The sequence below is a fragment of the Micromonospora sp. NPDC002575 genome (assembly GCF_042889525.1).
Lineage (GTDB): Bacteria > Actinomycetota > Actinomycetes > Mycobacteriales > Micromonosporaceae > Micromonospora > Micromonospora carbonacea.
Genome location: NZ_JBIARA010000008.1, coordinates 1 through 13,553, shown reverse-complemented (window position 1 = coordinate 13,553; position 13,553 = coordinate 1). Strand labels below are relative to the sequence as shown.

At 69.4% G+C, this 13,553-nt stretch carries 11 protein-coding genes and 1 pseudogene; 9 read left to right on the top strand and 3 right to left on the bottom strand.

The window, feature by feature from the left end; all coding sequences use genetic code 11:
- The first annotated feature begins 147 nt into the window (after positions 1 to 147).
- Together ACFYWL_RS14320 and ACFYWL_RS14315 are read left to right on the top strand one after the other, a co-directional pair.
- Positions 148 to 1,359, top strand: coding sequence for an allantoate amidohydrolase (locus ACFYWL_RS14320; RefSeq protein WP_386972065.1), 1,212 nt, complete (start codon positions 148 to 150; stop codon positions 1,357 to 1,359).
- Positions 1,356 to 2,642: a formimidoylglutamate deiminase gene (locus tag ACFYWL_RS14315; protein WP_386972063.1), complete on the top strand. Its 1,287-nt coding sequence runs from the start codon at positions 1,356 to 1,358 to the stop codon at positions 2,640 to 2,642. Before ACFYWL_RS14320 ends, ACFYWL_RS14315 begins: the two co-directional genes overlap by 4 nt.
- Positions 2,643 to 2,644: 2 nt before the next feature.
- Here ACFYWL_RS14315 and ACFYWL_RS14310 read toward each other — a convergent pair whose 3' ends face one another.
- The 3 genes from ACFYWL_RS14310 to ACFYWL_RS14300 are packed head-to-tail and all read right to left on the bottom strand — an operon-like array spanning position 2,645 to position 6,193.
- Positions 2,645 to 3,151: a HutD family protein gene (locus ACFYWL_RS14310; protein WP_386972060.1), complete on the bottom strand. Its 507-nt coding sequence runs from the start codon at positions 3,149 to 3,151 to the stop codon at positions 2,645 to 2,647.
- A 35-nt stretch (positions 3,152 to 3,186) separates the two neighbouring features.
- Entirely contained in the window at positions 3,187 to 4,071 is an 885-nt protein-coding gene (locus ACFYWL_RS14305) for an alpha/beta fold hydrolase (protein WP_386972058.1), read from the bottom strand.
- A 55-nt stretch (positions 4,072 to 4,126) separates the two neighbouring features.
- Positions 4,127 to 6,193 (bottom strand): flavin-containing monooxygenase, encoded by a 2,067-nt coding sequence (locus ACFYWL_RS14300; protein ID WP_386972055.1) that lies wholly within the window; start codon positions 6,191 to 6,193, stop codon positions 4,127 to 4,129.
- A 120-nt stretch (positions 6,194 to 6,313) separates the two neighbouring features.
- On the opposite strand from ACFYWL_RS14300, the gene ACFYWL_RS14295 reads away from it, so the two are divergent.
- The 7 genes and pseudogenes from ACFYWL_RS14295 to ACFYWL_RS14265 form a co-directional block, all read left to right on the top strand.
- Complete coding sequence (locus tag ACFYWL_RS14295) at positions 6,314 to 6,715, top strand: nuclear transport factor 2 family protein (RefSeq protein WP_386972052.1); 402 nt, start codon at positions 6,314 to 6,316, stop codon at positions 6,713 to 6,715.
- A gap of 55 nt (positions 6,716 to 6,770) precedes the next feature.
- Entirely contained in the window at positions 6,771 to 8,075 is a 1,305-nt protein-coding gene (locus ACFYWL_RS14290) for an NAD(P)/FAD-dependent oxidoreductase (RefSeq protein WP_386972049.1), read from the top strand.
- A gap of 86 nt (positions 8,076 to 8,161) precedes the next feature.
- Positions 8,162 to 9,337 (top strand): imidazolonepropionase, encoded by a 1,176-nt coding sequence (hutI, locus tag ACFYWL_RS14285; protein WP_386972046.1) that lies wholly within the window; start codon positions 8,162 to 8,164, stop codon positions 9,335 to 9,337.
- 97 nt (positions 9,338 to 9,434) lie between these two features.
- Positions 9,435 to 10,211, top strand: coding sequence for an SDR family NAD(P)-dependent oxidoreductase (locus ACFYWL_RS14280; protein WP_386972043.1), 777 nt, complete (start codon positions 9,435 to 9,437; stop codon positions 10,209 to 10,211).
- Positions 10,212 to 10,306: 95 nt separating this feature from the next.
- A complete protein-coding gene (locus tag ACFYWL_RS14275) occupies positions 10,307 to 11,842 on the top strand; it encodes a Re/Si-specific NAD(P)(+) transhydrogenase subunit alpha (RefSeq protein ID WP_386972041.1) in 1,536 nt (511 codons plus the stop codon).
- Between the two features lie 3 nt (positions 11,843 to 11,845).
- Positions 11,846 to 13,354 (top strand): Re/Si-specific NAD(P)(+) transhydrogenase subunit beta, encoded by a 1,509-nt coding sequence (pntB, locus tag ACFYWL_RS14270; RefSeq protein ID WP_386972038.1) that lies wholly within the window; start codon positions 11,846 to 11,848, stop codon positions 13,352 to 13,354.
- A 60-nt stretch (positions 13,355 to 13,414) separates the two neighbouring features.
- Positions 13,415 to 13,553 (top strand): annotated as a pseudogene (locus ACFYWL_RS14265) (electron transfer flavoprotein subunit beta); the annotation flags it as partial.

Sequence of the window (13,553 nt, the reverse complement as noted above, 5' to 3'; positions counted from 1 at the left end):
TGGTTGACGACCTCCGGATGCCGCAGAGGACCGTGTCCCCGACAGAAACGACGTTGACAGAACTCATGCCCAGTACAGCCTTCCATGACCACATTGCAATCGGCCGACGGCGACCAACAGCGCACGTCGACGCAAGGAGCGGACGCCGTGTCGGTTCGTGACAGATTGATGGAGATCAGCGCGATCGGGCGGGACGGCGTCCGTGGCGGCTACTCACGTCACCTGCTGGACCCGGCGGAGGTGGCGCTTCGCGGCTGGTTCAGAAGCTCGGCGGAGAGGCTGGGCCTCTCCGTCGAGGTGGATGGGAACGGGAACCTGTGGGCCTGGTGGGGCGAGTCCCGGCAGGGAGCTGTCGTTACCGGCAGCCACCTGGACTCCGTCCCCGGTGGAGGCCCGTACGACGGACCTCTCGGTGTGGCGAGCGCGCTGGAGGCGGTCGCGATCCTCGCGGCCGAGGGGTGGCGTCCCACCCGGACCATCGCCGTGTGCGCGTTCGCGGAGGAGGAGGGATCCCGCTTCGGCGCGCCCTGCCTGGGTTCTCGGCTGATGGTCGGTGAGATCGCGCCGGAGGACGCGCTCGCCCGCGTCGACCACCAGGGCGTCACCCTCGAGGAGGCTTGGCGGCAGGCGGGCCTGGAGGTCCGCGACATCGGCCCGGACCCCGACCGGCTCGCCGGCATCGACATGTTCCTCGAGCTGCACGTGGAACAGGGCCTCGACCTGGAGAACCGTGGTCTTCCCCTTGCCGTGGGCTCGGCGATCATGGCGCACGGCAGGTGGCGGATCTCGATCGTCGGGGAGGGGAACCACGCCGGGAGCACGCCGATGCACGGACGCCGAGACCCGGTGGTCGCGGCCTCGTCGGCAGCTCTTGCGGTCCGTGAGGTCGCACTGCAACGGCCGTCCGCCCGTGGCACCGTCGGCCGCATCGCGGTGACCCCGAACGGCACGAACGTCATCGCCTCCCGGGTCGACGCCTGGCTCGACATCCGGGCTCATTCGGACTCGGAGGTACGTGCGCAGCTGGATGCGACGCTCGCGCTCATCGAGAAGCGGGTCGCGGCCGAGGGCTGTGCTCTCCAGGTCCACGAGGAGTCGTTCTCGCCACTGGTCGTCTTCGACGAGCCGCTCACGGCGAGGGTCGCCGGCCTGCTCGGCGGCGTGCCGTCGATCCCGACGGGCGCCGGGCACGACGCGGGGGTCCTCTCCGCGTACGTCCCAGCCGCGATGATCTTCGTCCGGAATCCGACCGGCGTCTCGCACGCCCCGGAGGAGACCGCCCGCGAAGAGGACTGCGAGGCCGGAGCGCAGGGCCTCGCCGCCGTCCTGCGAGAACTCGCCGGCGAGGCCTCCCGATGAGCGGTGGCCGGCAGCGCTTTCACTGCGAGGTCGCGCTCGTGGAGGGAAGGCTGGCCGAGCGGGTGCGGGTGGAGGTGCTGGACGGGGCGGTCGTCGGGATCGCCGCAGGCGTGCCACCGCAGTCCGGCGACGTCGTGCTCACGACGGTCGTGCCGGGATTCGCGAACGCTCACTCCCATGCGTTCCATCGGGAGTTGCGCGGTCGTACGCACGCCAGCGGAGGTGACTTCTGGCAGTGGCGTCACCGGATGTACGACGTCGCCAACCGCCTGACGCCCGACGGCTATCACCTCGTCGCCGAGCGGGTCTTCACGGAGATGCGCGACGCGGGCTACACGGCGGTCGGCGAGTTCCACTATCTTCACCACCAGCCTGACGGCACGCCCTACGGCGGTCACGAGATGGAACTGGCGCTCGCGGCGGCGGCGGCTTCCGCCGGTGTTCGGCTGGTGCTGCTGGACGCCTGCTACCTGTCCGGCGGCGTCAACGAGCCACTGCGCGAGGAACAGCAGCGGTTCGGCGATGGAGACGCCCATCGTTGGCTGGACCGTTGGCACCGGCTGCGCGACGTCCTATCCGGACAGGGCAACGGACTCGTCACCCTGGGCGCCGCCATCCACTCGGTCCGAGCCGTGTCCCGCTCCGACCTGGCCGTGATCGCCGGCGGCCTTCCCCGGGAGGTGCCGCTGCACGCCCACGTGTCCGAACAGCCGGCGGAGAACCAGGCGTGCCTTGAGGCGTACGGTCTCACCCCGATCGCACTGCTCGCGGAGCACGGACTGGTGTCCGGACGGTTCTCCGCAGTTCACGCGACGCACCTCAGCACAGGCGACATCAGCCTGCTCGGCGAGGCGGGCGCGACGATCGTGATGTGTCCTACGACCGAAGCTGATCTCGGCGACGGGATCGGCCCCGCACCCGAACTCCAGGCAGCGGGTGCACGTCTCGCCATCGGTTCGGACCAGCATGTGGTGATCGACCCGCTGGAGGAACTCAGCCGTCTGGAGTTCGACCAGCGCCTGCGGTTGCAGCGGCGTGGGGTCTTTCCGCCAGACACGCTCTGGGCGGCGGGGACGGTCAGCGGGTACGAGTCCCTCGGCTTGTCGGGGAGCCTGGGATCTCCCCCCGGACTGCGCGTGGGGGAGCCCTGGGACGCTGTCGAGATCGACACGACGTCGGCGAGACTCCGAGGCGTCGACCCGTGGCAGTTGCCACTCGCGGCGCGTGCCTGCGATGTGCGGGCAACGATCGTCGGCGGTCGGCTGACCCGTCCCGGCCGCTGAGGTCACCGCACCGCGAGCCACCGCCGAATCCCCAGCCCGTCGAGGGCGGTCGATGGTCGCCAGACGTCGAACCTGCTGGTCCCACGGCCAGCGGTGAGCGCGATGACGACGGCGGCCGTCGGAAACTCCGCGCCCGGAGACCGGCAGGGCAGGAGTTCGGCTGGCTCGGGGTCGTCGGCGTTGACCATGAGGTTGACGGCGCGGCACGGCGTCGTCAGTCGGACCAGCGTCGTGTCGGAGTCACCGGCGAACGAGAACGGTGTGGCCTCGGCGACGCGGTGGGTCTCCCCATCCACCCGCAGCTCGACGGCGCCGTCGATCGGAACGAAGGTGCGCGCGATCCCCGGCAGGCGGGAGAACGGGCCCGGTCCGGTCAGGTCAGCGATGCTCAGTCGCCAGGGCGGCCGGCCGACGCTCAGCTCCTGACTCTCGTGGTAGGACACCACTTCGCGGGTGACACCCGCACCCGTGATCCACCGCGTCGGCCGGAGTTGGCTGAATCGGCGCATCGGAGCCGGCGGCCCGCCGTCCGCACGGGGCGCAGTCACCGGCTCGGCGCGGGCGCGGAGTGGTCCTGCCTTGCCGCAGCGCCCTCGAGCTTCGCCAGGATGGTGAGGAGGAGAGCCCCCGTCGGCCCGGGGTCACTGATGTTGGGCGAATGCCTTCCATCGATCTCGTAGACCTGGCAGTCGGGCGCGTGTTCGGCGATCCTGTGCGCCCAGCCCGGCTCGACAAGATCGTCCTGGCGTCCGCTGACCAGTGCCAGGGGCGTCCGGACCGCTCGGAGGCTCCCCGGGTAGTCGTCGCGGAAGTTGGTCGCGCCCGGGAACGGGGTGGCGAGTCCCGCGGCGGCGACGGCACGGTAGTGGCCCGGGTTGCGCGCGTCGCGTAGCCGGAGCGCGACGTGGTCGTCGATCGCCGGGAAGTGGCCGGTGAGCAGACGCACGATCCGCAGCATGTCCGCGTGGGAGCCGTCGAAGTGGGAGAGCGCGGCAAGCGCCTCCCTGGTGCGGTACGGACCACCCGTTCCCGCGATCGACACGGCGGCGCCGACGCGCCAGGAGAACCAGGGCAGGGTCGTCGCCCGCAGTGCCATGGCGCCGCCGAAGGAGTTCCCGACGAGATGGGCGGGGCGGTCCCCCAGGCCGAGCGCGTCGAGCAGCGCCGCCATCTGGCGGAGGCGGAACTCGTATGGCGCCACGTCGAGCTGCACCATCTTGCTGGAGGCCCCGAAGCCGTAGAGGTCCGGGGCGATCACGTGGTAGCGCTCCGCCAGGGTGGGGATCACGTTGATCCAGCTGGCCTCGGCCGAACCACCCCATGCCCCGTCGTGCAGCAGCAACACGGGCGGTGCGGCCGGGGGCCCCGCCGACAGGAAGCTTGTCACAAGCCCGCCGACGCTGATCTGGTCTCGCCTGATTGCCGACATGTCGGTGTCTCCTGTCGCGGTGCACGGTGCCGGGGGTCGTCACGGATCTGTCGGTCTAGTCGAGGAACTCGTGGTCGGTCTCGACGACCGACTCGGTGATCTCCCAGTACTCCACGTTCGTGTAGGGCCAGATCTGGGACACCCGCCCGTGGCGGTTCTGGTACCACGTGTTCACGTACGGCTGGCCCCACGCCATCCTGCGATTCCCCTGGTCGACGTACGCGACGAAGCGGTCGAGCGCCTCCCCGCGTACGTCGATCGCGGCGGCCCCCCTGCGGAGAACCTCGTGAATGGCCTTGAGTGAGTACTCGACCGCGCGTTCCAGCATGAAGTGGAGGCTGCCGGCGACAACGCCGCCCACGTTGGGGCCGTAGATCAGGAAAAGGTTGGGGAACCCCGGCACCATGACGCCGTTGTGGGCGCGTGCGTCGCCGTCCCAGAACTCGTGGAGATCCAGCCCGTTCCGTCCCAGGACCTCGACCTCGTCGAGATAGTCGGACGGCTTGAAGCCTGTCGCGTACACGATGACGTCGACCTCGTGCAGACGTCCGTCCTTGTCGACGATCCCTTCCGGGGCGAACCGCTCGATCCCGGAGGTCACGAGCGTCGTCTTCTCGGCGCGCAGCGCAGCGGCCCACACCTCGTTGTCCCGCAGCATGCGTTTCGCGCCGGGCGGGTAGGGCGGAACGACGTGCCGGAGGATCTCCGGGGCATCCTGGAACTGGGCCTCGATCCGGGCGATGAGGTGTTCCCGCAGCTCCTGGTTTTTGGCCGAGACGCTGAGGGGCGCACCGGGCCAGTCTGTTTCCGCCGTGACGGTGTGGGTCCGGCCGGGGATGCCCGTGAGTATCGTCCAGAGGCGATACCACTGCGCATAGTGCGGAACCTTCCGCACGAGCCAACTGAACGCCTCGGTCGTCGGGTGGTGATAGTTCGGTGCGGGCAGCATCCACGGCGCGCTGCGCTGGAAGACGGTGAGGGCGTCCACCTTCTCGACGATGGCCGGCACGATCTGGTAGGCGCTGGCCCCGGTGCCGATGACCGCAACCCGCTTGCCCCTCAGGTCGACTGCGTGGTCCCACTCCTGTGAGTGCATCGTCGTTCCGCGGAAGAGGCTCTGGCCCTCGAACTCCGGGACGTTGGGTCTGTCGAGCTGGCCCAACGCGCTGACCACCGCGGCGAACCGGCGGGTCTGCTCGCTGCCGTCCGGCCCGCGGGTGGCCGCCTCCCAGAACCGGCCGTCGTCGTCCCAGCGGAGGCGGAGGAGCCTGGTCGAGAACTCGATCATGTCGGTGATCCGGGCCCGCTCGGCCACGTCGCGAAGGTAGTCGAGGATCTCGCCGCCCTGCGCGAACTGGTGCGGCCAGTCCCCACGCTGCGCGAACGAGTAGGAGTATCCGAACGTGGGGGTGTCGAGACGGACCCCGGGATAGGTGTTCTTCGCCCAGGTGCCTCCCACGGACGTGCCCGCCTCGATCAGGGTGAACGGCACCTCCGCCTGGGCGAATCGGTGAGCGGCGGCGATGCCCGCGACGCCCGCGCCGACGATGAGAGTGGGGAACGGCCGGCCGTTCGCGACGTCACCGAACCTCCACGAGGGCCGGCCGCCCTTGTCGGCGGCGAGGTCGAGCTCATGGGTCAGCATCCGACGCCACTCCTCTCGACCACCGCTGAGGTAGTGGAGGATCTCCCGAACGGTCTCGTCCGGCAGCACGTCGACCGTCGTGACCCCCTTGTCGCGCAGGAGGGCCAGCGCGGAGCAGGCGACGGCGACCGCCTTCTTCTTCTGCTCCTCCGACATCCCCCCGTGCGGGTGGGGCTGCGTGTCGATCGGTGTCAGCGGAGGCTGAAGGTCCGCGGCCAGGATCGACGTGTCGCCGAGAGCTGCCGCCAGCGCGGCCAGCAGGACGGGCAGCTCCGAGTCGGCCGATACCCGCGCGAGGAACTCGTCGTCCTCGACGATCGCTTCGGACCGGGAGACCTCGTAGAGGTCGTCGAACCGATCGACCCCGTCCGCATCAGGTCTGGAAGCTGGTGCCATTCGGGTGCTACCCCTCGTCTGTAGGTATCGCGGGACGACACTCCTGCGCGGTGTCAGGGCTGGTCCGCCCGCCGCTCGCATAATACTATGCCGGAAGCGGAAGTTCGCATAGAGTTGTGCCGGCTGGATTGACCGCCAGCCGCGACGCCGGCCGCACCGTGACCGACGCGGCCCGTCGCCGACAGGAGTGAGGAAGATCGAGTGAGCGTTTCGGCTGACGTCGTCAAGGCCTGGCTGGAGGAGTTCGGGCGGGTGTGGCGCGAAGGCGACGTGGAGGGGGCGGCGGCGATCATGACCGAGGACGCCAGCTACCGGAACAGCCCGTTCCTGGAGCAGCCGTTCGTCGGCCACGACGCCATCGCGGGCTTCTGGGAGGCGGCGCTCGCCGGCGTCTCCGACGTCGACTTTCGCTACGGGACACCCGTCATCGAGGGAGACCGGGTGGGCGTCGAATGGTGGGCGACCCTTCGCTCGGGCGGGGATGAATACACCCTGGCGGGCAACTTCCTGCTGACCTTCGCCGGCGACAGGGTTGCGGACCTGCGCGAGTCCTTCGTCAAGCAGAAGGGCGCTCTTGCGCCCCACGACGGTTGGGGCCTCTGAGCCTTCGGCTGTCAACGGTCGTCGAGCGCCGTGCTGATCCGGACTGTGAGGGAACATGGGTACCGAGGTAGAGAATCGCGCTGAAGTGCTGATCATCGGGGCCGGCGTGATCGGCGCCAGTGCCGCCTTCGCCCTGGCGAAGTCCGGCCACGACGTGCTCGTGGTCGACCGCAACAGCGGGGTCGGAGACGGTTCGACCGGGTCGTCGGCGGGCATCATCCGCGTCCACGCGAGCGACATGCAGAGCTCGGCGCTCGCCGCTGACTCCCTGACGGCGTGGAACAACTGGCGCGACTTCCTCGGCGCGGACAGCGCCGAGGCGCTCGCGCGATTCGTCCGGTGTGGCTCGCTGATCCTCGACGCCGGGACCGGGTTCGTCGACCGGGCCGCAGCGGCGATGAGGGCCGCGGAGGTCTCGTTCGAGGAATGGTCGTCCGGCGAGGTGGAGGAGAACTTTCCGTACTTCGACCTCCACCGGTTCGGGCCGCCTGGACCCATCGACGACGACGAGTTCTGGTCGGAGCCGACGGAGTTCCTGCGCGGCGCTCTCTACACCCCCCAGTCCGGGTACGTCGGTGACCCGACCCTCGCGGCAGTCAACCTGATGCAGGCGGCCCGGAGGGAGGGCGCGCGCCTGCGGCCCTCGACGACGGTCGCGCGGATCGATGTCGAGGGCGCCCGTGCCGTGGGGGCCACGCTGGCCGACGGGAGCAGGCTGCGAGCGGAGGCTGTCCTCCTCGCTGCCGGGCCGCACTCCGATTCGCTTGCCAGCGCGATCGGCGCTACCGCTGACTTTCGGGTCAGGACCCGGCGGATACGGGAGGAGCTGGTCCACGTTCCCGCGCCCGCCGGGCTGGACCTCGCCCTGCAAGGGGTGCATCTCGTGGACGGCGATCTCAACATCAACTTCCGCCCGGAGTCGGGCAACGCGTTCCTCGGTGGCAGCAACGGTGATCTCGCCGAGGAGCAGACGGTCATCGAGGACCCCGACGAGTTCAACCCGATGGTGACACCCGGCGGCTGGGAACGCGCCACTCTGCGACTGGCGCGGCGCATCCCGACGCTGGGCATCCCGCGTGCTCGAACCGGCGTCGTCGGGCTCTACGACGCGGCGGAGGACTGGCTGCCGATCTACGACCGGACGTGCTTCGACGGGCTGTTCGTCGCGATGGCGACCTCGGGCACGCAGTTCAAGACCGCGCCGATCGTGGGCGAGCTGCTCCGTCATGTCATCGAGACCGAGTTGGACGGTCGCGACCACACCGCGGAGCCCTTCCTCGCCCCGACCAGCGGGCGTGCCTATTCGACCGCGCAGTTCTCCCGGCTGCGTGATCCGCGCCAGGGGCAGTCCCGGGGATGAGGGGCCCGCAGGCGTACCCACCGAACAGGGCAGTCCCGGACGCGCTTGAGCCACCGCAGACCGTCCTCATCGACGGCATCTCGGAGTTGACCACGAACGACGAGGTCAACGGGGGGCGCATCCCCGATGCGGCGCTGGTCGTCGAAGGGGATCGGATCGCCTGGGTCGGACCTTCCCGTGCGGCGCCTCCCGCCGATCAAAGGGTGGACCTGGCCGGACGGGCTGTGCTCCCGGGCTGGGTCGATTCCCACACCCACCTGGTCTTCGCCGGGGATCGCACCGCCGAGTTCGAGGCGAGGATGGCCGGCGAGCCGTACACGGCGGGCGGCATCAACGCGACGGTGCAGGCCACGCGGGCGGCGAGCGACGCGGACCTCGAGGGGAATCTCGAGCGGCTCGTCGCGGAGGCACGCCGGGGCGGGACGACGACGATCGAGACGAAGACCGGGTACGGCCTGACCCTGACCGACGAGGTGCGGGCAGCTCGCCTGGCCGGTCGACACGCGGACGCGGTGACGTTCCTCGGCGCGCACGTCGTGCCCGTGGGCGCCGACCGGGACGAGTACGTCGCGCTGGTCGCTGGCCCGATGCTCGATGCCGTCGCTCCCTTCGTGACGGCGGTGGACGTCTTCTGCGAGGCCGGTGCCTTCGACGAGGCGGCCACCCGCCGGATCCTCGACGCAGCCAGGGCGCGGGGAATGGCGCGTCGAGTGCACGGCAACCAGCTCGGGCACGGGCCAGGGGTGCGGCTCGCTGTCGAGTACGGCGCCCTCAGCGTGGACCACCTCGGCTTCCTGACCGACGACGACATCGCGGCCCTGGCCTCCTCCTGGGCAGGCGCGGGGCGAGGCACAGTCGCGACGGTTCTCCCGGCCTGCGACCTGTCCACCCGGATGCCCCTCGCACCCGCCCGGCGGCTCCTGGACGCCGGCGCGGTCGTCGCGATCGCCTCGAACTGCAACCCCGGGACGTCCTTCACCACCTCGATGGCGTTCTCGGTCGCCACCGCAGTGCTGCAACTGGGTCTCACCGTGCGGGAGGCGGTCCGCGCGGCGACGCTGGGAGGAGCGGTCGCGTTGGGGATGGACGAAGCGGGCTGGCTCGACCCCAGGGGTGCGGCGCAGCCGGCAGTCGGGGTGCTCGGCCCTGGCCGACGCGCGGATCTCCAGGTGCTGGACGCCCCCTCGGCAACTCACCTCGCCTATCGTCCCGGGGTTCCGCTCACGTGCGCCGTGTGGCGGGCCGGCGTCCGTCAGATCTGACGCTGCTTCCGCCGCAACAGCTCTATTCCGCTCGTGGCCCGTCGCCGTCGCGGGGGCCACCGGCACCCACCCCTCACACTGACTGATTGGACATGTCATGAATTCAACCGTCACCGACCGAACCGTCCTCATCACCGGCGCGGCGGAACGTGCGGGCCGCGTGTTCGCGCGCAGGTTCGCAGCGGCCGGGGCGGCCGTGGTGGTGAACCACTGGAAGCAGGCGCAGCTCGCCGACGAGACCGTCGAGCTCATCCGCGCCGAGGGCGGCAAGGCGATCGCCGTGGAGGCGGACGTGTCGAACACTGCGGACGCCCGTCAGCTCGTGAATCAGGCGGTGGCCTGGCGTGGCGATCTCTCCGTGCTGATCCACAACGCGAGCTCCCTGCGCTCGAAGGAGTTCGAAGACGTGACCGAGGACGACTTCGACGCCTCGTTCGGGGTCAACATCCGGGGTCCGTTCTTCCTCAGCCAGGCTGCGGCGGCGGTCATGAAGAGGCAGGGGCACGGCAGGATCATCGCGCTGGTGGGGAACTCGACCAACGAGGCGTGGCCGAACCTCATTCCGCATGGGTTGTCCAAGACGGCCCTGATCAGGCTCATGGAGCAGCTCGCCGTCGCGCTGTCGCCGACGGTGCAGTGCAACGCGGTGGCGCCGACCCAGTTCTTCCGCTCGGACGACGGCACCAATGACGCGCTGCGGCGCTATCGCGGCGAACCGCTCGTCGAGGGTGACAGCTACCGGGTCGGCACGCGGTACGAGTTCCGCAACGGGGACGCGGACGATGTCGCGGAGGCGCTGCTCTTCCTCTCGACGTGTTCGTCCTACCTGAATGGCGTGGTCATCCGACTCGATGGTGGGAAGGCGCTCTACTAGCTGTCTCTCCAGCCCCGACACCCGCCTCACCCACCGCTGCCTTTCCGCCCCCGGAACGGCAGTGGTCGCGGTGGCACGAGAGAAGGATGGTATCGATGCTCATCGGTATTCCGAGCGAATCGAAGCAGAGCGCTCTTGTCGCGGCGACCGCCAAGACCGCTACCCAACTGACCGACCTCGGTTACGACGTGCTCGTCGAGTCGGGCGCCGGCGCTCTCGCCGGCCAGCCCGACAGCGCCTTCGCCGATGCTGGTCTCCGCATCGGTACGACCGAGCAGGTGTGGGCGGCCGATGTCGTCGTGAAGGTCGACGCCCCCACCGACGAGGAGATCGGCCGGCTCCGGCAGGGTGCCACGATCATCTCGATCATGGCACCGGCCCGCAGCCCTGACCTGCTGAAGAAACTGCAAGCGCAGGGTGTGACCGCGCTCGCGATGGACGCGGTGCCCCGGATCTCCCGCGCCCAGGCGATGGACGTGCTGTCCTCGATGGCGAACGTCGCCGGCTACCGCGCCGTGGTCGAGGCCGCGCACGAGTTCGGCCGCATGTTCACCGGCCAGGTGACCGCCGCAGGCAAGATCCCGCCGGCCCGGGTGTTCGTGGTGGGTGCCGGTGTCGCGGGTCTGGCCGCGATCGGCGCCGCATCGGCGATGGGGGCGGTCGTACGCGCCTTCGACGTGCGCTCCGAGGTGGCCGAGCAGGTCGAGTCGATGGGCGCGCACTTCGTTGAGCTGGGCAGGTCCGCGTTCGAGGCGGAGGCGTCCTCCGACGGCTATGCAAAGGAGATGACAGAGGAGCAGCAGGCCGCGACCGCCGCGTTGTACGACGCGGAGGCGTGTGCCGCCGACATCGTCATCACCACCGCGCTGATCCCGGGACGCCCCGCGCCGAGCCTGCTCACCGCCGAGACCGTGGCCAGGATGCGGAACGGCTCCGTGATCGTCGACATGGCCGCAGCCGCCGGTGGCAACGTCGCGGGCACGGTGGCTGATCAGAGGGTCGTCACCGATAACGGTGTGACGATTCTGGGCTACACCGACCTCGCCGGGCGCTTGGCCCCGCAGACATCGCAGATGTATGGCACCAACATCGTCAACCTGTTCAAGCTGCTGACCCCCGGGAGAGACGGCAACCTGACGCTGAACTTCGACGACGTCGTACAGCGTGGCATCACCGTCGTCAGGGAGGGCGAGCCCACCTGGCCCCCGCCGGCCGTGCGGGTCTCGGCGGCTCCGGCGGCGGCTCCCACGGCGGCTGCCAGCGGAGGCGGGAAGGCGGCGTTTCCCACAGGGGCGAAGATCGGTCTGGTGCTGAGCGGCGTCGTCTTGTTGTGGCTGGTAAACGCGACCGCGCCCGACCCGATCCCGCGGCACTTCACGACGCTGATGCTCTCGATCGTGATCGGCTACTACGTCGTCGGCAAGGTCGCGCACGCACTGCACACGCCGCTGATGGCGGTCACCAACGCCATCTCCGGCGTGGTCGTGGTCGGCGCGTTGATCCAGGTGGCGTCGACGAACACCACCATCCGGATTCTCTCCGCCGCGGCGACCCTGCTTGCCTCGATCAACATCTTCGGTGGCTTCGCGGTCACGCGGCGCATGCTCGGCATGTTCACCAAGGGAGCCTGAGGCATGGGCATCGTGTCTGCCACTGGCGCGGCGTACCTGGTCGCCTCGCTGCTGTTCGTTCTCTCGCTGGCAGGGCTGTCGAAGCACGAGTCCGCCAAGGGCGGGCTGGTCTACGGCATCGCCGGCATGGCGATGGCGCTCGTCGCGACCGTCGCCCTGGTCGCCGGCGTCACCGCCGATCTCGACGGGGGCATGATCGCTGTCCCGATCATGCTGACCTCGATCACGATCGGTGCCGGGATCGGACTGTGGCGGGCCAGGGCCGTCGAGATGACCGGAATGCCTGAGCTCATCGCCCTGCTGCACAGCTTCGTCGGCCTCGCGGCCGTCGCGATCGGCTGGAACGGCCACCTCAAGGGCTCGCACCACGGCCTGGCGAGCCTCGACAACATCCACGAGGCCGAGGTCTCGATCGGCATCTTCATCGGCGCGGTCACGTTCACCGGCTCGATCGTCGCCAACCTGAAGCTCTCGACGAGGATGAGGTCCGCCCCGCTCACGCTGCCGGGCAAGAACGTCATCAACGTCGGTTCGCTGGTCCTCTTCGTGATCCTCACCGTCGTGTACTGCGCCATGGACGTCGACACCGCCGGCCAGGACACCGTCCTCGTCGCATTGACGGTACTCGCGCTGGCCCTGGGTTGGCACCTGGTCGCCTCGATCGGTGGCGGCGACATGCCGGTCGTGGTGTCGATGCTCAACAGCTACTCGGGGTGGGCGGCGGCGGCCTCGGGGTTCCTGCTCGGCAACGATCTACTGATCGTGACCGGTGCGCTGGTCGGCTCGTCCGGCGCCTATCTGTCCTACATCATGTGCAGGGCGATGAATCGCTCCTTCCTCTCCGTCGTTGCCGGCGGGTTCGGCGTCGCGGCCGGCCCCGTAAGTGACACGGACTACGGCGAGCACCACGAGATCCAGGCCGCCGCCGTCGCCGAGTTGCTGGCTGGCGCGTCCTCGGTCGTCATCACTCCCGGCTACGGCATGGCGGTGGCGCAGGCCCAGCATCCCGTCGCTGACCTGACCGCGAAGCTTCGGGCCAAGGGCGTCGACGTGAGGTTCGGTATCCACCCCGTGGCGGGCCGCCTTCCTGGTCACATGAATGTTCTACTGGCCGAGGCGAAGGTGCCCTACGACATCGTGTTCGAGATGGACGAGATCAACGACGACTTCGACACCACCGACGTGGTCCTGGTGATCGGCGCCAACGACACGGTCAATCCGGCGGCGTCGGAGGATCCTTCCTCGCCGATTGCCGGCATGCCGGTGCTGAAGGTCTGGAACGCCCGCCATGTGATCGTTTTCAAGCGGTCGATGGCCACAGGCTACGCCGGGGTGCAGAACCCATTGTTCTTCCGCGACAACAGTCAACTGCTCTTCGGCGACGCCAGGGAGCGGGTCGAGGACATCGTGCGCGCCCTGGAGGGTGTCGCGGAAGCCGGCGGGGCGGCCAGCCATCGTCCGGCGTTCGCCGAACTGTCCATTGGCGGAAGCGAAGAGTCGCTGTCCAACTGAGCCAGGTAACGCGCCCCTGCCCGGCGCGGCGAGTTATACAGAGAAGGATGTCAAAGTGTGATGAACATCGTCGTACTCGTCAAGCAGGTGCCCGATTCGGGCGTGGACCGCAACCTGCGTCCTGACGACAACACCGTCGACCGCGGTTCGGCGAACAACGTCATCAACGAGATGGACGAGTACGCCATCGAGGAGGCGT